Source organism: Aeromonas sp. S15(2024) (genome assembly GCF_041402265.1).
GTDB lineage: Bacteria > Pseudomonadota > Gammaproteobacteria > Enterobacterales > Aeromonadaceae > Aeromonas > Aeromonas dhakensis.
The window spans coordinates 727,632-753,172 of record NZ_JBGLQY010000001.1; the positions used below are offsets into that span (position 1 = coordinate 727,632).

The following is a 25,541-nucleotide window of genomic DNA, read 5'->3' on the forward strand; positions in this document are numbered from 1 at the left end:
TGGAAATGCGGCTCAATCGATGTGCCTGGTGCTGGATCTGGCATTGGGAGTGAGTCTGATGAGTGAAGGGGATCTGCTGGCGGTCTGGCTCACCCTGAGGCTGGCAGCCAGCACGACCGCCATCCTGCTGCTGCTCTCGCCGCCGTTGGCCTGGTGGCTGTCGCGCAGCCAGCACAGGCTCAGACCCGTGGTGGAGGCCCTGGTGGCCCTGCCGCTGGTGCTGCCGCCGACGGTACTCGGCTTCTATCTGCTGCTGGCTTTTTCCCCCTCCTATGGCCTGGGCGCTTGGTGGCGCGACACCTTCGGGGCGCCGCTCGCCTTCAGTTTTACCGGTCTGCTGCTCGCCTCCATCCTCTACTCGCTCCCCTTCGTGGTGCAGCCCCTCACCTCCGCCTTCGTCAACATGGGCAACAAGGAGCTGGAGGCCGCCGCGACCCTGGGGCTCGGGCCGCTGGAGCGCTTCTTTCACATCATCTTGCCGATGACGCTGCCCAGCTTCGTGATGGCGGCGGCGCTCGGTTTTGCCCACACCCTGGGGGAGTTCGGGGTGGTGCTGATGATTGGCGGCAACATCCCGGGTGAGACCCAGGTGCTCTCCATCGCCCTGTTTGATCACGTGGAGACGATGGACTATCAAAACGCCCACCTGCTGGCAGGCGGCCTGATGGGCTTCTCGCTGGTGATGCTGGTGCTGGTGTACGGGGTGCTGCAGCGCCGGCAACGGAGGCTGTTCGGATGAGCGACACCCGCAAGGCGCAACCGCTGCATCTCAAGGCGAGGCGGGCGTTCGGCGCCTTTACCCTCGACTGTGAACTGGCGTTGGAGCTTGGGGGGATCCTCGGTCTGTTCGGCCCCTCCGGCTGCGGCAAGAGCAGCCTGCTGCGCATCATCGCCGGGCTGGACAGGGCGCCGGGCGACACGTTGAACTGGCAGGGCAGGGCGCTGAGCGATCTGCTGCCCGAGGCGCGCCGCATCGGCCTGGTGTTTCAGGATTCGCGTCTCTTCCCCCATCTGAGCGTGCTCGGCAATCTGCAGCTGGCGGCCCGCAAGGGGCGGGGGCGCTGGCAACCCGAGGCGTTGGCGACCCGGCTTGGTTTTGCCGAACTGCTGCCCCAGCCGGCCCACGGCCTCTCCGGCGGCCAGCGCCAGCGGGTGGCACTGGCCCGGGCCCTGTTGGCCGAACCCGATCTGCTGCTGCTGGATGAACCTTTCTCTGCGCTGGACAGACGCAGCCGCATTCATCAGGCCCACGTGCTCAAGGGTTTGCAGCAGGAGAGCGGCATTCCCATGATCTTCGTCAGCCATGCCATGGAGGAGGTGAGCCTGCTCTGCGATCAGCTGGTGCTGCTGGCGGATGGCCGGGTGGAGGCGCAAGGGAGGCCGAGCGAGATCTTCGCCCGCACCGATCTCTCGCTCGCCAGTCGCGACGACGCCGGGGTGATGCTGGCGGCGAGCCTCTCTCACTACGATGAAGAGGAGCAGATGGCGACCCTGCAGCTCGGCGAGCAGCAGTTGCGAGTCACCATGACCCAGGTGCCGGACGACGGCGGCCCCCTGCAGATCAAGGTGGCCGGGCGGGACGTGGTGATCGCCACCACTCCCATCGAGCACTCCAGCCTCTCCAACTGCCTCACCACCCGATTGCTGGCCGAACGCGAGGTGCGCCCCGGCCAGACCCTGTTGCAGTTGGCGCTGGGTCAGCAGATACTGCTGGCCCGGATCACCAGCCGCTCCGCCAGACGGCTGGCGCTCGCCCCGAACCAGCAGATCTACGCCTACATCAAGGCGGTGAGCCTGGTCAGCGAGGGTTGAGCGGATTGCAGAAGAGGCAGAAAATCAGGATGGTTCAGCGGATGAGTCGAGAGGCAATGAACTGATGCGCCGCAATCAGGTGATGAAATTCAACGGTCTTGCCCTGCGCAGCGCGGGGGAGGGCCCCTTGCTGTTGCTGCTGCACGGGCTGGGCTCCTCCAGCCTCGACTGGCAGGCGCAGATCGAACGCTTTTCCGAACACTACCGGGTGGTGGCGCTGGATCTTCGCGGCCACGGCCAGAGCATGCAGGAGGGGCCGTTCGACGTAGCGACCCTGGCGGCGGACGTGGTGAACTGGCTCGATGAACAGCCTGAGCCCGCCTGGGTGGTGGGGCTCTCCTTGGGGGCCATGGTGGCGCTGGAGCTGGCGTTGCAATTGCCCCACAAGGTGCAGGGGCTGGTGCTGGTCAACGGCTGCAGCGAATTTCTGCTGGAGACGCCAAAAGAGCAGGAGCGTTTTGCCCAGCGCCTCAAGTGGCTGCGCTGGTTCGGCCTGCGGCCACTCGCCTGGTGGCTCGGCCGCGAGCTTTTTCCCGGCCCCGACCTTGCCCAGGTGCGTCACACCTTCCGGCTGCGTTTCGTGCGCAATAAAAAGAAAACCTACAAGGCGCTGCTGGAGGCGCTGCCCGGCTGGTCGGTGCGTGCCCGGCTCGGCAACATCTGGCAACCGGTGGCCATCATCTCCACCAGCCACGACTATCTGCCGCTCGCCAAACGGGTGGAACAGTTCGCCTCCCTGCCCAACGCCACCATCCACACCCCCAACGGCCATCACGCCTGGCCGGCGGAAGATCCCTCCGGCTTCAATCATTTGCTTCACCGAATTTTAGAAACTCATTAAACTGGTCGCCCTTTTATCCCGTGTATGTATTGGTCCGATCGCCTTGCCACACCAAAAGGCAAGGCAATCGGACCCATTTTGCTCTATCAACAGGTATTTCCTCATGTCTGAAGTAATGAAAATGGCCATCGATGATGGTTCAACCAACGTTAAGGTGAGCTGGATTGAGAACAAGGTGCTCAAGACCATCATCTCTCCCAACTCCTTTCGCAAGGACTGGAAGAGCGCCGCTTTGCGCAAGGACAAGAAGATCTACAACTACGAGATAGGCAATACCAAGTACACCTATGACGCCACGTCCGACAAGTCGCTGGCAACCACCCACGTGGAGTACCAGTACGACGATCTCAACTTGCTCTCCGTGCATCATGCCCTGCTACAGACCGGTGTGATCCCTTGTGACGTAGCCATCACCGTGACTCTCCCCATCACCGAGTTCTACAACCCGGACGATTGTCAGCGCAATGAAGAGAAGATCGAGAAGAAGCGTCGCAACCTGATGCGGGCCATCTCCCTCAACAAGGGAGAACTGTTCAACATCGTCAGTGTGGAAGTGATGCCGGAGAGCCTGCCTGCGGCGCTCTCCCGTCTGATCGGTTCGGGCTGCAACGAGTTCACCAAGACCCTGGTGATCGATTGTGGCGGCACCACCCTGGACATGGGGATCATCGTCGGCGAGTTTGACGACGTCTCCGATGTCTACGGCAACAACGAGATCGGTGTCTCCATGGTGACCGACGCGACCCGCAAGGCGCTGGCAGCGGCGGACAGTGACTCCAGCTACCTGGTGGCTAACGAGTTCATCAAGCGCCGTCACGACATGAGCTTCGTGCGCGACGTGGTGAATGATGAGAGCCAGATCCCCAAGATCCTCGAGAAGATGCAAAACAAGATCGACGAGCTGGGCTCCCAGGTGGCGCATGAAGCGAAGAAGTTTGCCAAGAACCCGAACCGCGTTTACTTGGTCGGGGGCGGGGCATCGCTTATCCACGAAGCAATCAAGAACGCTTACCCGACTCTGGGCGACAGGGTCGAGCTGCTGGACGATGCCCAGTCAGCTCTGGCGCGCGAGATCTGCCTCTACACCACGGAAGAAGAGGAAGTGTACCGTGAAGCTGCCGTGATGGCCGAGGTCGATGATGAGTAGTCAACTCAAGCGCATGACCTTCTCCATCTACATGGATCCGGGCGCGCTGGAGTCTGATCGTTACGCGGTCGGGGTATTGCAGAACTGGTATCAACGGGCTCGCAAGATCCAGGATGGCAGTGAGGAGTTCGACTTCTCCAAGAGTCGTTTTCATAAGGATATCTATCTCTCCGGCATGTTCATGTATGTGCTGGCGCCCAACCTCTGCAAGGCGATTGCCAATGCGTTGGGGCCCGACCAGGTAAGTATGACCACCTTGCGTCATGCCTTTGCCAGTTGTGGCTTCAACCTGGGAGAGGGGAGTGCCTCGGCGCAGCCTGCTGCCGATGTTATGGTCGAGCAGATAGTGGCCAGATTATCCCCCCGGCTTGGCCAGGGTGATACCGGTGGGCTGGTGGATGAAATCGTTCAGCGTCTGGGTCAGCAAGCCGCCGTGCCCTCTTCGGACAGTCTGGTGGAAGAGATCGTCAGCCGGCTTGGGGAGCAGCAACCAACCGAGCTGTGGGATGAGTTGCGGCAGGGAATGCCAGCTCCTCTTGATCATGAACAGCTGGCCGAGGCGATCGCGGGCAAGTTGCCATCAGCGACTGGTGAGCAGGACCTGGCGCCGCTGCAGAGCAGCATTCAACAGCTCTCTCGCCAACTGGAAGAGCAGTCGCGGCTTATTCGTGAGCAGCATCGGTTGATCCAGCGTCTGGCCAGTGCCCCTGGTCGCCAAATGACGGCCGCGGGGGAGGCCGAGCCGCTGGTGGAAGATCTCTCCAACCAGGTGGCCAACATGAAAAAGGTCAAGGCCAAAGGGATCTTCTAAGGCTTTCTACCGACCATCGCCAGAGTAAGAGAGATGAAAAAAATAGTATGGATGGCGTGCTGCGCCTTGTTGTTGTCGGGGTGTGCCCAGCAAACCTTCTTCGTACACGAAGGTAACCCGGGTCAGCCAACCCGAGAAGTGAGCCATGATTTCGTACTGGCGGGGGTTGGCCAGAGTGAGATGGTCGATGCTGCTCTGGCCTGCCATGGTGACCCGAAAAAAGTGGTGCGATTGGAAATGCAACAGAGCCCGCAGGATACCTTGATGACCGTCTTGACGTTGGGAATATATACCCCGAGGACGGCCCGAGTTTATTGCAGTCTGTGATTTTTGGGCTGACATAATAAAGTCTCAAATAAAGCCTTGTTGCCCTCTCTGGATTTTGATAGTGTGCGCGCACCTAGGAACACCTCTCTGTTTATATTATTGATAATTAACGGGAATGTTTCTTTGTGTGGCGCCGGCATAGCCGGAAAAATAATATTGTCAGGGATAATAAAATGAAAAAAATGGTATTGACTGCAGCCGTTGCAATGATGATGGCGGGCTGTGCTCAGCAAGGTTTTACCGTGCATTCCGGTAATGCAGTGAAACCCACCAAAGAAGTGACCCACCACTTCTTCATCTCCGGCCTGGGCCAGAGCAAAACCATCGACGCCGCAGCCGTTTGCAACGGTGCCGACAAGGTAGTGCGTGTCGAAGCGCAGCATACCTTCCTCAATGGCCTGCTGGGCGCTGTGACCTTCGGTGTCTACACCCCGCGCGAGGCGCGTGTTTACTGCGCCGGTTAATCCCCGCCGTACGCATGCTGCAAAAAGCCGACCCAGGGGTCGGCTTTTTTGTTGGTGCAAAGGCTCGCTGGGGTGGTTCATCCGTGCGAGCAGACCGGGCAGTCGGGACGCTTGGGCAGCTTCATCTCGCGAAAGGTGCCGCCAAGGCCGTCGATCATCAGCAGACGGCCGCTGTAGCTCCTGCCCATGCCAGCCAGCAGCTTGATGGCTTCGAGCGCCTGCAGGCTGCCCACCAGTCCCACCACAGGAGCCAGCACCCCCGCCTCGACGCAGGTGAGCGCCTGCTCGCCAAACAGGGCGCTGAGGCAGGCGTAGCAGGGCTCATCCTGCTGCCAGGTGAAGCTGCAGATCTGGCCCTCCAGCCGGATGGCTGCGCCGCTGACCAGCGGCACGCCGTGCTGGCGGGCCTTTTGGTTGAGCAGGTTGCGAATGGCCAGATTGTCGGTGCAATCCAATACCAGCTGGTGGCGTGGCAACAGGGCATCGAGCAGCGCCTCGTCGGCCACGGCGGCGTGGGTCTTCACCTCAAGCCAGGGGTTGAGGGCTCGCAGGGAGTGGGCGGCAGAGTCCACCTTGTGGTGGCCGATACGCTCATCGGTGTGCAGCACCTGGCGTTGCAGGTTGGAGAGCTCCACCTTGTCGAAATCGACCAGGGTGAGCCGGCCGACCCCGGCCACCGCCAGATACTGGCTGGCGGCGCAGCCCAGGCCACCGGCGCCGATCACCAGCACATGAGCCTGCTTGAGCGCCTCCTGCCCCTCGAAATCGAAGGATTTGAGGATGATCTGGCGGTTGTAGCGCAAGAGCTCGGCGTCGCTCAGGATTTCGCTCACAGCAGCAATCCCCCGAACGGTTCGACGGTGACGGTTTCCCCTGTGGCGACCCGGCCCCGCTCGCGCTCAAGGACGATGTAGCAGTTGGCCCGCGACAGGGAGCTGAACACGGCGGAGTCCTGCGAGCCGGTGCTGCGCACTTCCAGGCCGTTGGGCCCCTGAGTCAGGATGCCGCGCTGGAAGTCGAGCCGGCCCGGCGCCTTCTTGAGTGGCTCTGCGGCAGTGGCTTGCAACTGGAGCGGGCGCTCGAAGCGTTGGCCTGCCAGCTTGGCCAGCGCAGGTTGCACCAGCTGATCGAAGGTGACCATGGCGGAGACCGGGTTGCCCGGCAGGCCGAAGAACCAGGCGTGGGGCAGGCGACCGAAGGCAAACGGCTTGCCCGGCTTGATGGCCAGCTTCCAGAAGCCGATTTCGCCAAGCTCCTCCAGCAACTGCTTGGTGAAGTCTGCTTCCCCCACCGAGACGCCGCCGGTGGTGATGAGGGCGTCGGCCTCGCGGTCGGCCTTTTGGAAGGCGGCGCGCAGCTGGGCCGGATCGTCCGGGATGATGCCAAGGTCGAGGCAATCGCAGCCCATGCGATCCAGCATGGCCCGCACGCCGTAGCGGTTGGAGTCGTAGATGTCGCCGTGGGCAAGCGGGGTGCCGACCGGCTTGAGCTCGTCACCGGTACTGAAGATGGCCACTTTCAGCGGCCGACGCACCGGCACAGTGGCAATGCCGAGGGAGGCCAGCAGCGGCATCTCCCGGGCGGTGAGGCGAGTACCGGCAGCAAGCACGCTGGCGCACTCGCGGATGTCTTCACCGCGGCGGCGAATGTTCTGGCCGGGCACCGGGGTGGTCAGAAAGGTGATCCTGTCGCCGTCGGCCTGCGTTTCTTCCTGCATCACCACCGCATCCGTCCCGGCCGGCACCGGGGCGCCGGTCATGATGCGCACACAGTGGCCGGCGGGCCACTCACCCTGGTAGGGCTGACCGGCAAAGGCCTTGCCCGCCATGATGAGGGGCGCGCCGTTGGCGAGATCCGCCAGCCGCACCGCATAACCGTCCATGGCGGAGTTGTCGAACGGGGGCACGCTGAGGGGGGAGGCGATATCCGCGGCGAGTACCCGGCCAAGGGCCTCTGGCAAGGGCAACTGTTCGCTGTCGCAACAGCCGTCAAGCTGTGCCAGCATGCCCTGCAGGGCGTCGCTCAGGGGGAGTAGTCCGCTGGTATCAAATCCCATGTCATGACCTCATTGTGTGATGGAGGGGGTGTGAAGGGCGGATTATCCCAAAAATCCATGCCGATGGGCAGGTTGCAGCAGGATAAAACCGTTTGGCTGTACAGATAGGCAGCGACCGGGCTGCGGGCCTCCCCCCGTATGGGTAGCGCCGGCGAAGTAAAAGCCGCCAGATTGGCATAAAGTCAGGGAACGGGCTTGAGTTAGCTTGAATTATGACAATAATCGCCGTCTACTATTGCGCCACAACCGAGTGCCGTCATAGCGAGGCGGCCATCACAGTCCCTGAGCGTGGGAGAGGAACAAGATGACGAGCTTAAGTCGGGAAGCCCTGTTGGTCAGGGCCGCCCTCGAGGCTGAGGGCCTCGAAACACCTCTGGTGGCCAATACCCTGGACGGCCAGCAGAAGCGGGAGAAGATCGAGGGCCACATGCGCGCCATCATGGAGACGCTGGGGCTGGATCTGGCCGATGACAGTCTGGCAGAGACACCGCACCGCATCGCCAAGATGTACGTGAACGAAATCTTCTCCGGCCTCGATTACGCCACCTTCCCCAAGGTGACGGTGATCGAGAACAAGATGAAGGTGGACGAGATGATCATGGTGCGGGACATCAGCCTCACCAGCACCTGCGAGCACCACTTCGTCACCATCGACGGGCTGGCCCACGTGGCCTATATCCCCCGCGGCAAGGTGATCGGGCTCTCCAAGATCAACCGCATCGTGCAGTTCTTTGCCCGCCGTCCCCAGGTGCAGGAGCGCCTGACCCAGCAGATCCTGCTGGCGCTGCAGACCCTGCTCGGCACCAAGGACGTGGCCATCAGCATCAAGGCGACCCACTTCTGCGTGAAGGCCCGCGGCGTGATGGATTCCACCTCCTACACCACCACCACCTCCCTGGGTGGCGTCTTCAAGACCCAGCCTGATACCCGTGCCGAGTTTCTGGCCGGTCTGAAAGGCTGATCTGCCAGGAGATGTGTCGCCACTGCGGCATGTCTCCTCGCTTTCCCCTCTTTTTTCACTGCCCCTGACGGCCCGCTGGCTGCCGGATGGTCGCACCGACAATTTTCCTCAAGGGATGGACACCCTCGGTCGATATATCCCGTTATGGCTTGTGCGCATCTTTCGGGAGTACGTTCAAGTCTTCAAGGTGCCAGGCTTTGGCTGCTCTCTTGGCCGGGTGGGTCTGTCGATAAGAGACCTGCGCTCAGCCGGGCATCTTGTAAAAAATGTCGCCTCGTTCATGCAAGGACATATATTCATCAAGGCTGGATGAGCCGCCATGGAGGCGGTGACCGCGGGCCGTATGCGTACGGTTCAGACGAGCGTTATCTGTTCACTCATATCCAGGACATGCCATGAATACCAGTACCATGACCATCGGCAAGAAACTCACCGCGGGTTTTGCCATGCTCGGCCTGATGATGGCCTTTATCGGCGGCTTCTCGCTGCTGCAGTTTGGCAACATGAACCGGGCCGCCATCGGCTTTACCGACAGCATCTTGCCCGCCGTGGTGCGCACCAGCACCCTGGGCGAGACCATCAATACCCTGCGCCGCTATGAACTGGATGTGTTTCTGGTGGCGGCCGATCCGCAGCAGAAAGCCCACTATCGCGACCTTGGCGAGCAGACCCTGCAAGAGGTCGCCCGGCAGGTCAAGGCGCACGATGCCACCATCTGGGCGGAGGACGTGGAAGAGCGGCGCACCTTCGACATCGTCAAGCAGGACTGGGACAAGTACGTGGCCCTGCACCAGCGCATCCGGCAGATGCAGGATGGCGGCCAGCTGGCCGAGGCCCAGCAGCTGTTCATGAGCGAGGGGATCACCCTCTACACCAACCTGGCCAAGTCGGTGGGGGACCTGATCCGCATCAACCACGGCTACTCCGTGGGCTCCCGTGCCCAGGTGGTGGCTGCATTTGACAGCGCCAAGCTGAGCATCATAGTGGCGCTGGTACTGGGTCTGGTGCTGGCGGGGGCGCTCTCCACCGTGCTGACCCGCCAGATCCGCGATCCGCTGGTGATGCTGGCCCGCCAGGCCCAGCGCATCGCGAGCGGTGATCTGGGCAAGAGCGAGTTGCAGGAGTGGATCCGCGGCAGTCGCTTCAAGCGTGACGAGCTGGGCCAGCTCGGCGCCGCCATCGATCGCATGCAGGGTTCGCTCGCGGATCTGGTGAGCGAAATCGCCGGCTCGGTGAGCCAGCTCAGCAGCGCGGTGGAGGAGGTGAGTGCCATCTCCGAGCAGTCCGCCACCGGCATGGCCCGCCAGCAGAGCGAGGTCTCCCAGGTCGCCACCGCCATGAACGAGATGCAGTCCACCGTCTTTGAGGTGGCCCGCAACACCACGGACGCCATGAGCGCCGCCAAGGATGCCTCCCGCACCTCGACCCAGGGCAACCAGGTGGTGCGCAGCGCCATCAGCAGCATCGAGGAGGTGTCGGTCAAGATTGAGCAGGCGGGCGCCGTGGTGCAGCAGCTGGAGCAGGACAGCACCAACATCAGCATGGTGCTTGATGTCATTCGCGGCATTGCCGAGCAGACCAACCTGCTGGCCCTCAACGCGGCCATCGAGGCGGCGCGCGCCGGTGAACAGGGGCGCGGCTTTGCGGTCGTGGCCGATGAAGTGCGCTCCCTCGCCCAGCGCACCCAGAACTCCACCGCCGAGATCAGCAAGATGATCGAAGTGTTGCAGGAGCGCACCGCTGAGGCGGGCAGCGCCATGCAGCTGAGTCGCCAGCAGATGCAGGAGAGCGTGGGGCTGGCGCGGGAGGCGGGCAACAGCATCGACACCATCAACGGTGCCGTCACCCAGATCACCGACATGAACACGCTGATCGCCACCGCCACCGAGGAGCAGAATGCGGTGACCGAGGAGCTCAACCGCAGCATCGTCAACATCCACAATGCGGCCGACGAGAACGCCCTGGGGGCCCAACAGACCGCCCAGGCCTGTGTCGAGCTGAGCAAGCTGGCCAATACGCTGCACCATATGACCCAGCGTTTTACCCTCTAAGAGCGTTTGGCAGATAGCAAAAGGCCCCGTCCAGTGACGGGGCCTTGTTGTTTCTGGCAGGTTTGTTGATCGCAGGGTCGATGAGCGCAGCGTCATCGGCCAACGCCAGATCCTTTATCCGGCCATTTAGCTCAGGCCGACTATCTCGCCGTTTTCGTCGATATCGATATGACGGTAGGCCGGCAGGCTGCCAAGGCCCGGCATGGTCATGATGGGGCCCGCCAGGGCATAGACGAAGCCGGCGCCGGCGCAGAGCTTTACTTCCTCGATGGGCACCTCGAAGTCGGTCGGTACCCCCTTGAGGGCCGGATCATGGCTGATGGAGAGCGGCGTCTTGGCCACGCAGACAGGCAAGTGGCCCCATCCCTCGGCGGAGAGTTGCGCCAGCTGGTGGCGCGCCTTGTCCGAGAGCCGCACGCCGCGCCCGCCATAACCGCACTCCACCAGGGTCGCCAGTTTGGCGTCCAGGCTCGCTTCGTCTGGGTAGAGCAGTTTGACCAGGCCTGGCTGCTCACAGGCGGCCACCACCGCCCGGGCCAGCTCGCTGGCGCCAGCTCCGCCCTGGGTAAAGGCGTGGGAGATGGCGCAGCCAGAGGCGCCGGCTTGCATCGCCTCGCGGGCCAACAAGGCCAGCTCGGCCTCGCTGTCGGTGGGAAAGCGGTTGATGGCGACCACCACCGGCACGCCGTAACGGCGGGCATTGGCGATGTGCCAGCCGAGGTTGGCGCAGCCCTGCGTCAGGGTCGGCAGATCCTCGCCCAGCAGGCTTTGGGGCAGCGGCTGGCCCGGGCGGATGTCGAGCAGGCCGCTGTTGGCCTTGAGGCCGCGCACCGTCGCCACCAGCACCACGCAGGCCGGGGTCAGGCCGGATTGGCGGCTCTTGATGTTGAAGAACTTCTCCAGCCCCATATCGGAGCCAAAGCCTGCCTCGGTCACCACGTAGTCGGTGAGGCCGAGGGCCATGCGATCGGCGATCACCGAGGAGTTGCCGTGGGCGATGTTGGCAAAGGGGCCGGCGTGCACCAGCACCGGGGTCTGCTCCGTGGTCTGCATCAGGGTCGGCTGCAGGGCCTCTTTGAGCAGCACCGTCATGGCACCCGCCACTTCCAGCTGCTCGGCGGTGATGGGGTTGCCGTGCAGGTCGCGGGCCAGCTGGATGCGACCGATGCGCGCACGCAGATCGTTCAGATCGCTCGCCAGCGCCAGAATGGCCATCAGCTCGGAGGCGGCGGTGATGACGAAGCGATCGCTGCGCTCGACGCCATCGGCGGCGCTGCCCTGGCCGATGGTGAGGTGGCGCAGGGCGCGGTCGTTCATGTCGAGGGTGCGCGGCCAGAGGATGTGGTCTGCATCGATATCGAGCCGAGGCAGGCCGGTTCTGGCGCTGAACTGGTCACCGAGTTTGCGCTCATGGAACAGGCGGGCATCGAGGGCCGCCGCCGCCAGATTGTGGGCGGCAGTGAGGGCGTGAAAGTCACCGGTGAGGTGCAGGTTCATCTCCTCCATCGGCACCACCTGGGCGTGACCGCCGCCGGCGGCGCCCCCCTTGACCCCGAACACGGGCCCGAGGCTCGGCTGGCGGATGGTGGCGATGCTGGGCTGGCCGATGTGGTTGAGCCCCATGGAGAGGCCCAGGGTGGTCACCGTCTTGCCTTCGCCAAGCGGGGTGGGGGTGATGGCGCTCACCAGCACCAGCTTGCCCGCCGGTTTGGGGAGCGACTTGAGCAGCTCGAGGCTGAGTTTGCCCTTGTAGTGGCCGTATGGGCTCAGCTGGTGCGAAGGGATGGTGAGGCGCTCGGCCAGCGCATGAATGGAGAGACGGGGGGACTGGCGGGAGATCTCGATATCGCTTAGCATCAGCACCTCGTTGGCATGTCAGGTCAAATATGCGGCGAAGTCTAGTGGAATCAAGAGGGTTATCCAATGAGTAATAATATTTTGTCCGGCAATCGTGAGCTGCATCTAACGCCCATCGAGCTGGATCTCAACGCCCTCTATCACCCGCCCAAGCAGCCGCTCACCGCCCTTGGCATCGTCAGCGCCTTCATTCCGCTGTTTGGCTATGGCTGGCAGGCGATGACCCAGGATCCGGAGACCCACTTTCGCTACGAGCTGGCCAAACGCATCAACAAGCACAAGACCGACGAGGCCAACCTCATCCTGATCCTGCAACTGGCCGGCATGCTCGATTGCCACTGCCTGCACATCACTCTGCCCTATGCCCTCGGCGATGAGCAGCTGGCGACCCTGCGCCAGCGGCTGCCGCGCTGGCAGCTGAACCTGCGCGATGTGCTGCTGGTGGCCGAGTTGCCGCTGCCTGCCGAGAGTGCCGCCTCATAGCCATTCCATCACCGCCGCAAAGGTGTTAAGCCTTGCGATCCCAGTAGTGGGGGGCGAGATAGCGCTCCTGCACGAATTCGATGAAACAGCGCACCTTGGCCGAGACGAAACGGCGGTGCGGATAGAGGGCATAGAGCCCCACCTGCCCCTTCTCCCACTCCGGCAGCAGTGACACCAGGGCGCCGGATCGCAGCGCATCGCCGACGATGAAGGTTGGCTGCAAGATGATGCCCTGATCGTCGCAGGCCGCCCGGGTCAGGGCCACCCCGTTGTTGGCCCGCAGCGGCCCCTGCGGGCGCACGCTCAGCTGCTCGCCATCCCGTTTGAATACCCAGTCCGGCTGGGTCAGGGTATAGAGCAGGCAGTCGTGCTGCTTGAGATCCTCCGGGCTGTTCGGCGTGCCCCGACGGGCCAGGTAGCCCGGGCTGGCGCACACCTCCAGTCGCATCATGGCCAGCGGCTTGGCCACCAGGGAGGAGTCCGGCAGGTTGCCGATGCGCAGCGCCAGATCGAACCCCTCTTCCACCAGTGCCACCCGCCGGTCGCTGTACTCTATCTCCAGCTTCAGATCCGGGTAGCGTTCGCGAAACAGCGGCAGGGCGGGGGAGAGGTGCAGGTAGCCGAAATCCATCGGCACCGACAGCTTGAGGGTGCCCTGGGGCTGCTGGTTGTTGCGGGTCAGCTGGCTGTGGGTCTCTTCGAGCTCCGCCAGCAGCGCCTGGGAGCGCTGGTAGTAGAACTGGCCCGCCTCGGTGGGGTTGACCTGGCGGGTGGTGCGCGACAGCAGCCGGGTGGAGAGGGACTCCTCCAACTGCTGCATCAGCTTGGAGGTCATGGCGACCGAGATGCCGAGCTGGTTGGCGGCCTTGGTAAAACTCTGACACTCCACCACCTTGATGAAGGTGCGCATGGCGGCTATCTGGTCCATCTTTCACTCTCAGTTGATAATTATTTTAATAAATCGCTGATTATCTATATACGGTATGGAGGTTAGCATCTTGGCTGTTGTTGTGAACCCCCAATATGAAGGAACGAACGGATGAAGATGACCAAGGCCCTGCTGGCCTCCTGCCTGTTTATGGCGGCGCCCCTGATGGCAGCCGATTACGATGTGGATGCGGCGCATACCACGGTGCAATTCAAGGTGGGACACCTCGGCTTCTCCGAGCTGGTGGGTCGTTTCAACACCTTCAGCGGCACCTTCAGCATGGACGATGCCAACCCGGCAGCGGCCAAGGCGAGCTTCGAGATCGATGCCGCCAGCGTGGACTCCAACCACGAGCCACGCGACAAACACCTGCGCAGCCCCGATTTCCTGGACGTGAAGCAGTATCCCAAGATGACTTTCGTCAGCTCCGGCTACGAGGGCACCAAGGATAAGGGCGTGCTGAAAGGCACCCTGACCCTGCACGGCGTGTCCAAGGAAGTGGCCTTCGATCTGGTTCACATCGGTGAAGGCAAGGATCCCTGGGGCGGCTACCGCAGCGGCTTCAACGCCACCACCACCATCAAGCGCAGCGACTTTGGCGTGAACTACATGGTGCCGAACATCCCGGACGAGATGACCATCGCACTGTTTGTCGAAGGTGTGCGCAAGTAATGGGCGCGGCACTCCTGCTTCAAACCCTGGCGGCTCCTTTGGGGGCCGCTTTGCTGTCGTGGCGCTGGCCGCGACTGGGATACCTGTGGGGCGCCCTGGCGCTCTGGCTGGTGGGCTGCCTGCTGGGCGGAGCCTACGGGCTGCCGGTCAAGGCGTGGCAATGGCTGCCGCTGACCCTGCTGGTGCCTGCCCTGGCGGCGCAGCTGGCCGACCAGCGGGCCGCGCTTGCGCTGTTTGCCGCGCTCGGGGCACTGGTATGGTGGCAGGGGCTGGCCTCGGTGCTGGCAAGCGAGCCCGCCATCTGGCTGGCGCTGTTGCCCGCCATTGGCTGGCAGGGGTGGACCGGACTGCGCGGTGACAGCCGCGAGGGGCTCGGCTTTGCCCTCGGCTTCATCTGGCTGGCACTGGTGATCGGCATCGACGGCAGCCTGCTGATTGCCCAGCTGGCCGGTGCGCTGGCGGCCTTCGCCGGTTTCCGTGCTCTGCTCGGGGCCTTTGCCGGCAGCCAGGTGGCGCCTGCGGCGCTCGGGTTGGCGCTGGCCTTTATGCAGATGCTCGCCTGGCAATACGTGGAAGTGCCGCTGCTGGTGTTGCTACCGGTCTGGCTGCTGCCGCTGCTGGAGTGGGCACTGCGCAATAAACCCTGGTTCCAGCGCTGGGCCCTGCTGATCCTGCTGGCGGGCGTAGGGGCGGGTCTGAGTCTGTGGAAGGTGTGGCCAGAGGCCTCTCTTTACTGATTTTTAGCATAAAAAACAGGCAATTAACCCAAAAGTTGCCGACTTCGTCATAGTCTGTACAGATAAAGATTGAGCCCCATAGTGGTTTCAGATAAAAAGGATTTTCAATTATCTGGACACACACAGAACCCGGTCTGACCGGGTTCTGTTTGCCTGCTTGTTTGCGGCGCGCTAAGGAGGCCACAGTTGCGCAGTCAAGGATCTGAGCATCTGTTTTTTCGCCATTTCACCGAGCAGGGACGTCTCGACGGTCTCTGCATCCTGCTGGTTACCCATCTGCTTCCCGATCGCCCCCAGTTTATCCAGGCCCTCGATCAGATCGGGCGGATCGGCGCCATCCTGCCCAAACCCAAGTCAGTTCACGGACCGACCCTGACCTGGGCCCAGCAGCACTATCCGGTGCTGCCTCTCAACCGCCAGTGGACCAATATCCCGCAGGGGGTGATAGAGCACATAGCCCCGCTGGTGGCGCCCCATGAACGGCTGATCATTCTCGATATCGGCGGCTATTTCGCCAGAACCCAGGCCACCCTCAGCGAGTATTTCGGTCCCCGTTTCCTCGGGGTGGTGGAGATGACCGAGAACGGTCATCAGCGCTATGAGCAGGAGGTGCTGTCCACCCCGGTCATCTCGGTGGCGCGCAGCCCTCTCAAGCAGGCCGAGGATATCCAGATCGGCCTGAGCGTGGTCTACTCCGCCGAATCCCTGGCCCGCACCCTCAACCGCACCTTCAATGTCTGCCAGGCCGCCCTGTTCGGCTACGGCAAGGTGGGGCGCAGCATCGCCCGCGAGCTCAGGTGCCGCAACCTGCATCTGGAGCTGGTGGAGACCGACGTGCTGCGCCAGGTGGAGGCGCTCTCCCATGGCTTCAAGCTGGTGGGCAAGGCCGAGGCCCTCAGCCGGGCCGAGCTGGTGATCTGCTCCACCGGCAACGGCGCGCTGGACCTGGCGGATCTGCAGCGGCTGCGCCCCGGCACCATGGTCGCCTCGGTCACCTCGGCGGACGACGAGTTTGCGTTCTGTCTCTCCCAGCTGCCCTGGCCGAGCGAAGAGGTGTGCCCCCACGTGCTGGCGCTGACCCGTCCCGACGGCAGCACCATCTTCCTGCTCAACCGGGGCGAGGCGGTCAACTTCGTCCACGGTGCCGTCATCGGCGAATATGTCTACCTGGTGCTGGCGGAGATCATCGAAGGGGTGCGCCAGCTGGCGTTGCAGCCGCTGGCCCCCGGTCTGTTCGACCTGCCGCAGTCGACCATGCGCACCATTGCCCGCCACTGGCTGGCCGACTTCCACGGGGTCACTCAGTGAACCTCTTTTTTCTTGCCGCCATTGATGGAGTGACCACATGAGCGAGACGACCTTGTCCGCCCCCAAACCCCGCATCGAGATCCGCTACTGCACCCTCTGCCGCTGGATGCTGCGCGCCGCCTGGCTGGCCCAGGAGCTGCTCTCCACCTTCGACAGCGAGCTGGGGGAGGTGGCGCTGGTGCCGGCCAGCAAGGGGGAGTTTCGCATCCTGGTGGACGGGGTGCTGGTGTGGGATCGGGTGGCGGACGAGGGCTTCCCCGAGGCCAAGGAGATCAAGCAACGGGTACGCGATGTCATTGCCCCCGAGCGCGACCTCGGCCATGCCGATCGCAAGCCGGCCGCCGAGTAGGCCACAGCATCAATGACAAAGAGAGGGAGGCGCTGGCCTCCCTCTCTCGTTGTGGCGTCCGCTCAATGGTCGGCAGCTGTGCCCGGCTTATCTTCGGCAGGGAGGCCAATATAGCGGGCCCGCTTGTGGGGCTTGAGGCGGCTCACATCCACCCACACTAGGCCGTCGATGCAGTGGTTGAAGTCGGGGTCGATGCCAAAATCCATGAACTGCACACCGCCCGGCTCGCACAGCTCGGAGTATTGCTTGTAGAGGGTGGGGATGGCGCAGCCCAGGTTGTCGAGGCGGGCCTTGAGCTCCTTGAGATCGGCGCCGTAATCCAGCCCGGCAAACAGCGGCGGCGTGGCGGGGTAGGGGCGGCGCGAGGGGGCGAGCGCGAGCTCGGGGGCAAAGTGCTGGCGATAGAAGCTCACCAGCAGATCCTTGGCCGCCACCGGCAGGCTGCCGGAGAGCGACACCGGGCCAAACAGGTAGCGATAGCGGGGATAGCGGGCCAGATAGGCGCCGATGCCAAACCAGAGGTAATCGAGCCCCCGCTTGCCCCAGTAGGCGGGCTGGATGAAGCTGCGGCCAAGCTCGATGGCAAGCTCCAGCCTGGGCAGTAGTTTCTCTTCAAAGCCAAACAGGGTGTGGCTGTAGAGGCCGCCTAGCCCCTTGCTGGCCAGCAGCTCGGCCACCGGTGCGAAACGGTAGGCGCCGATGATCTCGAGCCGGGCCGGATCCCAGAGGATGAGGTGGTGATAGTCATCGTCGAAGGTGTCGAGATCCCGCCGTCTGCCGGAGCCTTCCCCCACTGCCCGAAAGGCGATCTCCCGCAGGCGCCCCAGCTCGCGCAGGATCACCGAGTGGCTCAGCTCGTGGCGTCGGTAGAGGTAGATCCCCTGACCGTCCGGGGTGTGGCCGAGGGCCTCGCAGGATTCGATGGCCTGCTTGAGCTGACGGCGCTCCTCCGGCAGGGCGATAGGGGCTTCGGTGGCCAGCAAGCCCCGCTTGCCACGCCCGACTCGGTAGAGGTGGCTGCGCACCAGCCGGGCCGCGCTCTTGGCGGGCAGCTCCTGCACCCCGCTCACCGGAATGCGGGCACCTATGGTGATGGCGATGCGCTTGCCCTGCTGGCGAAACAGCTGCTTGACCAGCAACAGCCCGGCCCAGTCGTTGTTGAGCCAGGCGGCGAGATAGAAGGAGAGCCCATTGCGCCCGTCCAGATGGATCGGCACCAGCGGGGTGCGGGTGCGCTGGGCCAGCTTGATGAAGCCTGATTGCCAGGGGCCGTCCTTGACCCCCTTGGGGCCGAGGCGCGACACCTCGCCGGCGGGAAAGATCACCAGCGCCCCTTCTCCCGCCAGGTGTTCCCCCATCGCCAGGATGGCGCGCCTGTCCGTCTTGCCCCCCAGGTTGTCCACCGGCAGCAGCAGGGGGCGCAGCGGCGTCAGCTGGGACAGCAACTGGTTGGCCACTATCTTGACGTCCGGCCGGATGCGGCCGAGCAGACGCAGCAGGGCCAGCCCGTCGAGGGAGCCGATGGGGTGGTTGGCGACTATGATGACCCGGCCACTGGCCGGAATGTGCTCGAGCTGGGCCTCGCTCACCCGGTAGTCGAAGTCGAGCTCGGTCAGCGCCTGCTCGACGAAGTCGAGTCCGCGCAGATGGGGGTGGCATGCGGCGAAGCGTTGAAACGCCTGCTCGTGCAGCAGCCAGCGCAGCCCTTGTCGAAGCAGGGGGCGTAGCAGGTCGTTGGCCGACAGGCGGGGCAGGTGTTGTTGTAGCAGGGCATCGACACTGAACATGGGCTGGGCTCCGATGAGTCGTTGCCCTAGCGTGACGCCCTTTTGTTCCCGCCCGATGGCAGCGGGATGACAGTTTGATGGCAAAGAGGGGGAGCCGGTGAACCGGCTCCCCCTCTTGTGGTCATGGCGGTGACGATGGCTGGTCTAGTCGCGCCAGGCCGAAGTCAGGCGCACCAGTTCCACCAGGGTGGCGACCGCTTTTTCCATGGATTGCAGCGGGATGAACTCGTGCTTGCCGTGGAAGTTGTGGCCACCGGTGAAAATGTTCGGGCAGGGCAGACCCATGAAGGAGAGGCGGGCTCCGTCGGTGCCGCCGCGAATGGGTTTTATCTTTGGCGCCACGTCGGCGGCCAGCATGGCGGCCTTGGCCAGCTCGACAATGTGCATGTGCGGCTCGATCTGGCTGCGCATGTTGCGATAGCTGTCGGTCAGGGTGAGCTCGATGCGCGCTTTTGGCGCCTCCAACTGCAAGGAGGCGACCCGCTCCTTGAGCTGGGCCTTGCGGGCGGCGAAACCCTCGTCGTCGAAGTCGCGGATGATGTAGTGCAGGCAGGTCTCCTCCACTGTGCCGTTCATCTGGGCCAGGTGGAAGAAGCCCTGATAGCCGTCGGTGCACTCCGGGGTCTGCTCGGCGGGCATGGCGGCATGGAAGCGGGCGGCCAGGGTCTGGCTGTTGATCATGCTGCCCTTGGCGGTGCCGGGGTGCACGTTGTTGCCGATAAAGCGCACGGTGGCGCCGGCGGCGTTGAAGTTCTCGTACTCGAGCTCACCCAGCTCGCCGCCGTCTACCGTGTAGGCCCATTTGGCCGGGAAGCGGTCCAGCGGGAAGCGGTCGGCGCCTCGGCCTATCTCCTCGTCCGGGGTGAAACCAAGCCAGACATCGCCGCGGGGGATCTCGGGGTGGGCCAGCAGGTGGTCGATGGCGCTGAGGATCTCGGCGATGCCCGCCTTGTCGTCGGCCCCCAGCAGGGTAGTGCCGTCGGTGGTGATGAGATCCTGGCCCAGGTAGTTTTTCAAGAAACGGTAGTCGCGAATGGCCAGCACCTCGTCACCCTTGCCCAGGCAGATGTCCCCCCCCTGATAGTTTTCGATGATCTGGGGCACCACGTGCGCCGCCTCGTAGTCGGCGGTATCCATGTGGGCGATGAGGCCGATGGCCGGCGCGTCCGGCTGATTGCCCGGCAGGCAGGCGGTGAGGTAGCCGTGCTCGTCCAGGGTGACCCGGCTCAGCCCCATCTGCGTCATTTCATCACAGAGGGCACGGGCGAAGACGAGCTGCCCTTCGCTGCTGGGACAGACGGGATTGGTCGCATCGGAGCGGGTATGAAAAGTCACGTAACGCAGAAAACGCTCAAGCAAGGTATCCATTGGCAAGCCTCAAACCTGTGGTGGAGGGTCATTGTGGCCAATCTGGCGGCGGGGCTTTTTGCGTCAGCGCAGTTTTTGCCACATTTTTTGGCGAAGATCGGGTTGGAAAGGTGTAAGGTGGTTGAGGCTGTGGTTGTTGATATCAATGACAGCATAAAATGGTCCATCAACCGCATTTTTAAGCGGCTTGTGATGGGACTCATTTTTCCGTCAATGCCCTTGGTGGCGGGGGAGGGGCGAGGGCGGGCCAGACGGGGTTATTTTCAGGGTGAAAAAGGGCGCGTGGCGGGACTTCTCCCCCCGCTTGCCAGGCCCGCTGGCAGCAAGATTTGATCGCCTTATGAAAAGCTGTTTTTGAACACTATTTTTTATTGTCACCGCTGGCGGTAAGTGTGTACACTCCGCGCCGATCCAAGGGCAACCCTGAGCAGGCAGAGGCCGCCAGACTCCCGCAGGATCATACGCCTATAGGGCGAGGCACGCAGAAACGACAGACACTGCTAGGGTATGGTTTCTTTAATACCGGTTAGGCTCCGGTATCAGGGAGAACAACGGACTCTCATTTTCCGGCTGACCGAGTGAGCCATCGGCTCATCATCTTCCCTTGTCATGGGCGGTCACTGGCGGTGAGCTGGCTGTGGTTGTTGTCGTCTATCAACACGCTTGCGTGCTGACGCCTTCGCATCTCTTCCTTGAAACCCTCCCCTGCTGTCGTGACGGCTGCCGAATGATGAACGAACGACGTGGCTGATGTCGTTTGTCATCAAAGTACCGCGGCGCTGATTGCAGCACCGCATACCGTTGAGCTTGATGTAAAGCCACCAGCCCCACATCAAGACTCGTTACTTCCCCAAGATCCACCAGGCAGCCTAGGCTTGCCGCGATGAACCAGGGAGGTGGCGACAGGTGAACGTTCAGGTCAACCCGCGGCGTCAGCGCCCGGTGCCGGACTTCTTGCCTTGCTCGCCCGCAGGCCGCTTCGGCGCGCCACACCTGCTCATCGATGGTCTGGATGTGATTGAGGGTAACGAAGGCGGCCACCGGCCGCTCATTTGCGAGGCATAGCCCATGACTAACTGGTCCAGCAAGGACTCCTTGAAGGTCTACAACGTTCCCTACTGGGGTGCGGGTTTTTTCAACATCAATGACGCCGGTCATGTGACCGTCGCTCCCGACAAGTCACGCCCTGACGCACAGATCGTGCTCTCCGATGCCATCGAACAACTGCGTCAATCCGGGCTGACCACTCCGGTACTGCTGCGTTTCCCCGACATCCTCAAGAGCCGGGTCGATGCGCTGTTCAACGCCTTCGGTCAGGCCATCGAGAAGTCAGGCTATGAAGGGGACTACCTGTGCGTTTACCCGATCAAGGTAAACCAGCAGCGTCGCGTCATCGAGACCATCAGCCAGTCCTACAGCGACAAGCCCCGGCTTGGCCTGGAAGCTGGTTCCAAACCGGAACTGCTGGCCGTGCTGTCCCATCACCATGAGCAAGGCTCGGTGATCGTCTGCAACGGTTACAAAGACCGCGAATATATCCGCCACGCCCTCTTGGGCAACCTGATGGGCCACAAGGTCTACATCGTGGTGGAGAAGCCCTCCGAGCTGGAAATGGTGCTGGACGAGTCAGCTCGCCTCAACATCAAGCCCAACATCGGGGTGCGTGCCAAGCTCGCCTCCACCGGCTCCGGCATGTGGGAATCGAGCGGCGGCTCCATGTCCAAATTCGGTCTGTCCGCCTCCCAGATCCTGGCGCTGATCGAGCGTCTGCGCGGCCTGGGTAAGCTGGACTGCCTGCAACTGCTGCACTTCCATCTGGGTTCCCAGATTGCCAACATCCGCGACATCCAGGGCGGCATCCGCGAGTGCGGCCGTTTCTACGCCGAACTGCGTCGCCTCGGTGCCAACATCGAAGTGGTTGACGTGGGCGGCGGCCTGGGGGTGGACTACGAGGGCACCCGCTCCCAGAGCCACTGCTCCGCCAACTACAGCCTCTCCGAGTACGCCAACAACGTGGTGTGGGGCATCGGCGACGTGTGCCGCGAGTTCGACCTGCCGCACCCGACCATCATCAGCGAGTCCGGCCGTGCCCTGACCGCTCACCACGCCGTGCTGGTCACCAACATCATTGGTGCCGAAGGGGTGGAGATGAACGACATCAGCGCGCCGGACGAGGATGCACCGACCATTCTGCAGAACATGTGGAAAGGGTGGCTGGATCTGCGCGGCGAAGATCCCTCCCTGCTGGAGATCTTCCACGACTCGGTGGCTGACCTCGGTGACGTCAATACCCAGTACACCATGGGTCTGCTCAACCTCGAGCAACGCGCCTGGGCCGAGATGCTGCACCAGAACACCTGTCTGGCGCTCAAAGAGATGCTCAACCCGGTCAACCGCAACCACCGCGCGCTGGCTGACGAGCTCTCCGAGAAACTGGCTGACAAGTGCTTTGCCAACTTCTCCCTGTTCCAGTCCCTGCCGGATGCCTGGGGTATCGGTCAGGTGTTCCCGGTGATGCCGCTGGCCGGCCTCGAGCGTCCGCTCACCCGCCGCGGTATCCTGATGGACATCACCTGTGACTCCGACGGTCAGGTCGAGCACTACGTCGACGGTCTGGGTGTGGAAAGCACCCTGCCGATGCCGGTGTATGGCGAGAACGAAGAGTGCCACGTCGGCTTCTTCCTGGTGGGTGCCTATCAGGAGATCCTCGGCGACCTGCACAACCTGTTCGGTGACACCCACTGCGCGGAAGTGTGGCTGGACGAGGAAGGCAAGATGGACATTCGCAACGTGGTACGCGGCGACACCGTCGACCAGCTGCTGCGTTACGTCAACATCGATCCATCCGTCATCCGCGAGAACTATCAGCGGATCGTCTCCCACCCGGCGCTGGACGACGCGGCTCGCAAGGCCCTGCTCGAAGAGCTGGAGCTGGGTCTGCAAGGCTACGCCTACCTGGAAGACGAATAAGCGGCCGCGCTGGTTCGTTGCCCCGATGGCAGCAAAGAAAAGGGAGGCAGATGCCTCCCTTTTTTCATGTCTGAACGGTCATGAGCCCAGGGCCAGGTGCAAGTCATGCTGCAACTGCCGGCCCTCCTCGCCCGGCAAGGCAACCACGCCCAGCCGCAGCGCCTCCTCTATGGTGAGGGTGCCGGCCAGCAGGGCGTCGAGGGCCGCCTCGCTCAGCAGCATCATCCGATCCTTGGGGTGCGGGCCGGCAGTATGGAGCTGGAGCAGCAGTGACTCCTTGCCACGCAGCCTCGACCAGAGCCCGGAATCGATCAGCAGGATGGAGACGCCGCCCCTGACGCCGGCCTGCTGGAAGCGGCTCTTCAGGGTCTGCAGCCAGGCCTGGCTGCGGGCAAACCCCGCCTCGCCGGTGAGGGTGGGCAGACGGGCCACCCTGTCATCATTGACCGCTGCCGCGGTCGCCATGGCAACGTCGAGTGTGCCGGGCCAGCTCTGTTCAAACGGATTGGGGTAGAGGGCGTCATAACCGCAGGTCTGCCCCATCCCGGGGATGAGGCAGAGCAGGGTCATGCACACGCGCAGGGTGCGTCGCATCATGGGGTCACTATGTTGAACCAGAAGTTGAACTTGTCGAGCAGGCCGACGAAGTCGCTGAAGGTCTGCGGGTTCCCCTGAACCTTGATCTCGCCGCTGGCGATCTTCTGCTCCAGCGTGCCCTGGCCCAGCTGGATGTCGTCCAGGGTCTGCTTGCTCAGGGTGAGGGTGACATCCGGCTTGGCGGCATAGTGGGTGGTGTGGTTGAGCACGGCGTTCTCCAGGCTCAGGGTGTGTTTCTCTCCGATGTCGGTGAAGTCCATGTTGATGACCATCTTCTTGCCGGCCGCTTTCTCCGGATTGATCCGCACCGCCAGATAGTCGAACAGCATGCTGGGACTCATGGCGCGAATGGTGTCCGGCGAGGCGGTGACGGTACCGCCAGCGGTGGGCACGCCGTTGCGCAGCTCATAGGCCCCCTGCAGATAGACGGAGCGCCATGGGCCGGACTCGGCCTGATAACCCAGCTGCTCGAGCGCATCGGCCAGCAGCAGCTTGCCCTCCTGGTTGTTCGGGTTGGCGAACACCAGATGCTTGAGCACTTCCGCTACCCAGCGATATTCCCCCTTGTCGAACGACGCCTTGGCTTTCTTCAGGAGCGCCTGCTCACCGCCCATGAACTCGACGTATTTGGGGCCGACCATCTCGGGTGGCAGGTTGTCCAGATCGGAGGGGTTGCCGGAGTACCAGCCCATGTAGCGCTGATAGACGGCCCGGCTGTTGTGGCGCAGGGTGCCGTAGTAACCGCGGTTCGGCCAGAAGTCGTTGAGCTCGGGGGGCAGGGCAATCTTCTCCGAAATCTCCTCACCCGTGTAGCCCATGTTCATCAGCCGCACCGACTGATCGTGGATGTACTTGTAGAGATCCCGCTGCTTCTTGAAGTAGTCGACGATGCTGGCATTGCCCCAGCGTGGCCAGTGGTGGCTCTGGAACTTGACCTGGGCCTGGTTGCCCCAGGTCTCGATGGTCTCGTTGAGGTAGCTGGACCACTTGAGGGCATCGCGCACCTGGGCGCCGCGCAAGGTGAGGATGTTGTGCATGGTGTTGGTGGTGTTCTCGGCCATCCAGAGCGCCTTGCTCTCCGGGAACCAGGTGTTCATCTCGGCCGGCGCTTCGGTGCCCGGGGTCATCTGGAAGACCATCCGCACGCCGTCCAGGGTGACCTCTTCCCCACTCTTGGTGATGAAACGGGTCGGCAGCAGCAGGGAGGGCACGCCGGTGGAGGTAGTCTGCCCCAGGCCGCCATTCACGCCTCCCTGGGCATTGCGCGGCAGCAGGGCGCCATACATGTAGACGGCGCGGCGGGCCATGGCGTTGCCGGCGATGACGTTTTCCGAGACCGCATGCTCGGTGAACCCTTCGGGGGCGATGATCTGAACCCCGTTCTTTTTCACCTCGTCCGGCGAGTTGAAGAGGCCGGCGGCCCCGCCGTAGTGATCCACGTGGGAGTGGCTGTAGACCACGGCAGTGACCGGCCGCTCGCCCAGGGTCTTGTTGATGAAGGCGAGGGCAGCCTTGGCGGTCTGCGGCGAGATCAGCGGGTCGAAGACGATCCATCCCTTGTCACCCTGGATGAAGGTGATGTTGGAGAGATCGAAGCCGCGGATCTGGTAAATCTTGTCGGTCACCTTGAACAGCCCGTACTCCATGTTCAGCTGGGCATTGCGCCACAGGCTCGGGTTGACGGTATCCGGCGCCGTCTTGTCCAGGCCGATGTAGGTCTTGTATTGCTCCAGATCCCACACCACGTTGCCCTGCTCATCCTTGATGGTGAGGGTATCCGGTTTGGCGATGAAGCCGCGCCGGGCGTCCTCGAAATCCTGCTTGTCGTTGAATGGCAGGGTGTGCAGCACATTCTGGTTGGCCTGGATGGTAAATTCGCTGGCTGGCTTGGGGTTGATGACGGCCCAGGCCGGCTGCAACAGCAGGGAGCCGGAGAGCCATAGGGTGACAATGGTGTGCGTCGAGAACTTGAGCTTCATCTGTCTTTCTCCAGATTGTGGTGGGCAGGCAGGACC

24 protein-coding genes are annotated in these 25,541 nt (G+C 63.0%); 16 read left to right on the forward strand and 8 right to left on the reverse strand.

Translation table 11 applies throughout. The features are described from left to right. Nucleotides 1–58: 58 nt before the first annotated feature. The 7 genes from modB (at nucleotide 59) to ACB033_RS03450 (ending at nucleotide 5,402) form a co-directional block, all read left to right on the forward strand. Nucleotides 59–739, forward strand: coding sequence for a molybdate ABC transporter permease subunit (gene modB / locus ACB033_RS03420; protein ID WP_011705491.1), 681 nt, complete (start codon nucleotides 59–61; stop codon nucleotides 737–739). Beyond that, entirely contained in the window at nucleotides 736–1,812 is a 1,077-nt protein-coding gene (gene modC, locus ACB033_RS03425; RefSeq protein ID WP_139725972.1) for a molybdenum ABC transporter ATP-binding protein, read from the forward strand. The genes modB and modC overlap by 4 nt, the downstream gene beginning before the upstream one ends. Nucleotides 1,813–1,876: 64 nt before the next feature. Continuing rightward, a complete protein-coding gene (locus ACB033_RS03430) occupies nucleotides 1,877–2,653 on the forward strand; it encodes an alpha/beta fold hydrolase (RefSeq protein WP_162519930.1) in 777 nt (258 codons plus the stop codon). A gap of 103 nt (nucleotides 2,654–2,756) precedes the next feature. Continuing rightward, the gene (gene parM, locus ACB033_RS03435; RefSeq protein WP_236672607.1) at nucleotides 2,757–3,800 is read left to right on the forward strand and encodes a plasmid segregation protein ParM domain-containing protein; all 1,044 of its coding nucleotides are present in this window, start codon (nucleotides 2,757–2,759) and stop codon (nucleotides 3,798–3,800) included. Next, entirely contained in the window at nucleotides 3,790–4,611 is an 822-nt protein-coding gene (locus ACB033_RS03440) for a hypothetical protein (protein WP_338325307.1), read from the forward strand. Before parM ends, ACB033_RS03440 begins: the two co-directional genes overlap by 11 nt. A gap of 51 nt (nucleotides 4,612–4,662) precedes the next feature. Further along, nucleotides 4,663–4,938: a Bor family protein gene (locus ACB033_RS03445; protein ID WP_240041788.1), complete on the forward strand. Its 276-nt coding sequence runs from the start codon at nucleotides 4,663–4,665 to the stop codon at nucleotides 4,936–4,938. A 173-nt stretch (nucleotides 4,939–5,111) separates the two neighbouring features. After that, nucleotides 5,112–5,402, forward strand: coding sequence for a Bor family protein (locus tag ACB033_RS03450; protein WP_017410450.1), 291 nt, complete (start codon nucleotides 5,112–5,114; stop codon nucleotides 5,400–5,402). Nucleotides 5,403–5,479: 77 nt separating this feature from the next. On the opposite strand, the gene moeB is transcribed toward ACB033_RS03450, so the two are convergent. After that, nucleotides 5,480–6,235 carry a molybdopterin-synthase adenylyltransferase MoeB gene (gene moeB, locus ACB033_RS03455; protein WP_139725970.1) on the reverse strand — a complete coding sequence of 252 codons (756 nt, stop codon included), beginning with the start codon at nucleotides 6,233–6,235 and terminating at the stop codon, nucleotides 5,480–5,482. After that, nucleotides 6,232–7,458, reverse strand: a complete 1,227-nt coding sequence (gene moeA, locus ACB033_RS03460) for a molybdopterin molybdotransferase MoeA (RefSeq protein WP_139725969.1) — start codon at nucleotides 7,456–7,458, stop codon at nucleotides 6,232–6,234. The genes moeB and moeA overlap by 4 nt, the downstream gene beginning before the upstream one ends. A 304-nt stretch (nucleotides 7,459–7,762) precedes the next feature. On the opposite strand from moeA, the gene folE reads away from it, so the two are divergent. Beyond that, complete coding sequence (gene folE / locus ACB033_RS03465) at nucleotides 7,763–8,419, forward strand: GTP cyclohydrolase I FolE (protein ID WP_005299391.1); 657 nt, start codon at nucleotides 7,763–7,765, stop codon at nucleotides 8,417–8,419. 395 nt (nucleotides 8,420–8,814) lie between these two features. Then, a complete protein-coding gene (locus tag ACB033_RS03470; protein WP_139725968.1) occupies nucleotides 8,815–10,470 on the forward strand; it encodes a methyl-accepting chemotaxis protein in 1,656 nt (551 codons plus the stop codon). A gap of 126 nt (nucleotides 10,471–10,596) precedes the next feature. On the opposite strand, the gene ACB033_RS03475 is transcribed toward ACB033_RS03470, so the two are convergent. Beyond that, nucleotides 10,597–12,327, reverse strand: a complete 1,731-nt coding sequence (locus tag ACB033_RS03475; RefSeq protein WP_139725967.1) for a formate--tetrahydrofolate ligase — start codon at nucleotides 12,325–12,327, stop codon at nucleotides 10,597–10,599. A 66-nt stretch (nucleotides 12,328–12,393) separates the two neighbouring features. Here ACB033_RS03475 and ACB033_RS03480 point away from each other — a divergent pair, with 66 nt between their 5' ends. Next, a complete protein-coding gene (locus tag ACB033_RS03480; RefSeq protein WP_139725966.1) occupies nucleotides 12,394–12,810 on the forward strand; it encodes a hypothetical protein in 417 nt (138 codons plus the stop codon). 25 nt (nucleotides 12,811–12,835) lie between these two features. Here the strand turns inward: ACB033_RS03480 and ACB033_RS03485 are convergent, their stop codons facing one another. Further along, the gene (locus ACB033_RS03485) at nucleotides 12,836–13,738 is read right to left on the reverse strand and encodes a LysR family transcriptional regulator (RefSeq protein ID WP_010634428.1); all 903 of its coding nucleotides are present in this window, start codon (nucleotides 13,736–13,738) and stop codon (nucleotides 12,836–12,838) included. 111 nt (nucleotides 13,739–13,849) lie between these two features. On the opposite strand from ACB033_RS03485, the gene ACB033_RS03490 reads away from it, so the two are divergent. From ACB033_RS03490 to ACB033_RS03505, 4 genes are all read left to right on the forward strand, one after another. Further along, a complete protein-coding gene (locus tag ACB033_RS03490) occupies nucleotides 13,850–14,410 on the forward strand; it encodes a YceI family protein (RefSeq protein ID WP_010634427.1) in 561 nt (186 codons plus the stop codon). After that, nucleotides 14,410–15,147 carry a hypothetical protein gene (locus tag ACB033_RS03495; RefSeq protein ID WP_025201907.1) on the forward strand — a complete coding sequence of 246 codons (738 nt, stop codon included), beginning with the start codon at nucleotides 14,410–14,412 and terminating at the stop codon, nucleotides 15,145–15,147. Before ACB033_RS03490 ends, ACB033_RS03495 begins: the two co-directional genes overlap by 1 nt. A gap of 186 nt (nucleotides 15,148–15,333) precedes the next feature. After that, entirely contained in the window at nucleotides 15,334–16,455 is a 1,122-nt protein-coding gene (locus tag ACB033_RS03500) for an adenosylhomocysteinase (protein WP_371140333.1), read from the forward strand. A 37-nt stretch (nucleotides 16,456–16,492) separates the two neighbouring features. Then, complete coding sequence (locus ACB033_RS03505) at nucleotides 16,493–16,804, forward strand: SelT/SelW/SelH family protein (protein ID WP_123245904.1); 312 nt, start codon at nucleotides 16,493–16,495, stop codon at nucleotides 16,802–16,804. A gap of 62 nt (nucleotides 16,805–16,866) precedes the next feature. On the opposite strand, the gene ACB033_RS03510 is transcribed toward ACB033_RS03505, so the two are convergent. Then, nucleotides 16,867–18,591 (reverse strand): lysophospholipid acyltransferase family protein, encoded by a 1,725-nt coding sequence (locus tag ACB033_RS03510; protein WP_139725965.1) that lies wholly within the window; start codon nucleotides 18,589–18,591, stop codon nucleotides 16,867–16,869. A 144-nt stretch (nucleotides 18,592–18,735) separates the two neighbouring features. Then, complete coding sequence (gene pepT / locus ACB033_RS03515) at nucleotides 18,736–19,959, reverse strand: peptidase T (protein WP_139725964.1); 1,224 nt, start codon at nucleotides 19,957–19,959, stop codon at nucleotides 18,736–18,738. On the opposite strand from pepT, the gene ACB033_RS03520 reads away from it, so the two are divergent. Both ACB033_RS03520 and speA read left to right on the forward strand, forming a co-directional pair. Further along, nucleotides 19,915–20,292: a hypothetical protein gene (locus ACB033_RS03520; protein WP_336290427.1), complete on the forward strand. Its 378-nt coding sequence runs from the start codon at nucleotides 19,915–19,917 to the stop codon at nucleotides 20,290–20,292. The two genes, pepT and ACB033_RS03520, sit on opposite strands and share 45 nt — an antisense overlap. Before the next feature lie 735 nt (nucleotides 20,293–21,027). After that, the gene (gene speA / locus ACB033_RS03525; protein WP_005299427.1) at nucleotides 21,028–22,929 is read left to right on the forward strand and encodes a biosynthetic arginine decarboxylase; all 1,902 of its coding nucleotides are present in this window, start codon (nucleotides 21,028–21,030) and stop codon (nucleotides 22,927–22,929) included. Between the two features lie 78 nt (nucleotides 22,930–23,007). Here the strand turns inward: speA and ACB033_RS03530 are convergent, their stop codons facing one another. Next, nucleotides 23,008–23,526, reverse strand: a complete 519-nt coding sequence (locus ACB033_RS03530; RefSeq protein ID WP_162852106.1) for a hypothetical protein — start codon at nucleotides 23,524–23,526, stop codon at nucleotides 23,008–23,010. Then, nucleotides 23,523–25,505 carry an alkyl/aryl-sulfatase gene (locus tag ACB033_RS03535; RefSeq protein WP_139725661.1) on the reverse strand — a complete coding sequence of 661 codons (1,983 nt, stop codon included), beginning with the start codon at nucleotides 25,503–25,505 and terminating at the stop codon, nucleotides 23,523–23,525. The genes ACB033_RS03530 and ACB033_RS03535 overlap by 4 nt, the downstream gene beginning before the upstream one ends. Between the last annotated feature and the right edge of the window lie 36 nt (nucleotides 25,506–25,541).

Excerpts from the sequence above, each read along its gene's own strand:
- ACB033_RS03475 (WP_139725967.1), bottom strand. The coding sequence starts at position 12,327 with ATGCTAAGCGATATCGAGATCTCCCGCCAGTCCCCCCGTCTCTCCATT.
- ACB033_RS03510 (WP_139725965.1), bottom strand. The coding sequence starts at position 18,591 with ATGTTCAGTGTCGATGCCCTGCTACAACAACACCTGCCCCGCCTGTCG.
- ACB033_RS03520 (WP_336290427.1), top strand. The coding sequence starts at position 19,915 with ATGAAAAGTCACGTAACGCAGAAAACGCTCAAGCAAGGTATCCATTGG.
- ACB033_RS03430 (WP_162519930.1), top strand. The coding sequence starts at position 1,877 with ATGCGCCGCAATCAGGTGATGAAATTCAACGGTCTTGCCCTGCGCAGC.
- ACB033_RS03450 (WP_017410450.1), top strand. The coding sequence starts at position 5,112 with ATGAAAAAAATGGTATTGACTGCAGCCGTTGCAATGATGATGGCGGGC.
- ACB033_RS03445 (WP_240041788.1), top strand. The coding sequence starts at position 4,663 with ATGGCGTGCTGCGCCTTGTTGTTGTCGGGGTGTGCCCAGCAAACCTTC.
- ACB033_RS03505 (WP_123245904.1), top strand. The coding sequence starts at position 16,493 with ATGAGCGAGACGACCTTGTCCGCCCCCAAACCCCGCATCGAGATCCGC.
- ACB033_RS03490 (WP_010634427.1), top strand. The coding sequence starts at position 13,850 with ATGAAGATGACCAAGGCCCTGCTGGCCTCCTGCCTGTTTATGGCGGCG.
- pepT (WP_139725964.1), bottom strand. The coding sequence starts at position 19,959 with ATGGATACCTTGCTTGAGCGTTTTCTGCGTTACGTGACTTTTCATACC.
- ACB033_RS03440 (WP_338325307.1), top strand. The coding sequence starts at position 3,790 with ATGATGAGTAGTCAACTCAAGCGCATGACCTTCTCCATCTACATGGAT.
- ACB033_RS03470 (WP_139725968.1), top strand. The coding sequence starts at position 8,815 with ATGAATACCAGTACCATGACCATCGGCAAGAAACTCACCGCGGGTTTT.
- ACB033_RS03530 (WP_162852106.1), bottom strand. The coding sequence starts at position 23,526 with ATGATGCGACGCACCCTGCGCGTGTGCATGACCCTGCTCTGCCTCATC.
- moeA (WP_139725969.1), bottom strand. The coding sequence starts at position 7,458 with ATGGGATTTGATACCAGCGGACTACTCCCCCTGAGCGACGCCCTGCAG.
- modC (WP_139725972.1), top strand. The coding sequence starts at position 736 with ATGAGCGACACCCGCAAGGCGCAACCGCTGCATCTCAAGGCGAGGCGG.
- ACB033_RS03485 (WP_010634428.1), bottom strand. The coding sequence starts at position 13,738 with ATGGACCAGATAGCCGCCATGCGCACCTTCATCAAGGTGGTGGAGTGT.
- ACB033_RS03535 (WP_139725661.1), bottom strand. The coding sequence starts at position 25,505 with ATGAAGCTCAAGTTCTCGACGCACACCATTGTCACCCTATGGCTCTCC.
- modB (WP_011705491.1), top strand. The coding sequence starts at position 59 with ATGAGTGAAGGGGATCTGCTGGCGGTCTGGCTCACCCTGAGGCTGGCA.
- speA (WP_005299427.1), top strand. The coding sequence starts at position 21,028 with ATGACTAACTGGTCCAGCAAGGACTCCTTGAAGGTCTACAACGTTCCC.
- folE (WP_005299391.1), top strand. The coding sequence starts at position 7,763 with ATGACGAGCTTAAGTCGGGAAGCCCTGTTGGTCAGGGCCGCCCTCGAG.
- ACB033_RS03495 (WP_025201907.1), top strand. The coding sequence starts at position 14,410 with ATGGGCGCGGCACTCCTGCTTCAAACCCTGGCGGCTCCTTTGGGGGCC.
- ACB033_RS03480 (WP_139725966.1), top strand. The coding sequence starts at position 12,394 with ATGAGTAATAATATTTTGTCCGGCAATCGTGAGCTGCATCTAACGCCC.
- parM (WP_236672607.1), top strand. The coding sequence starts at position 2,757 with ATGTCTGAAGTAATGAAAATGGCCATCGATGATGGTTCAACCAACGTT.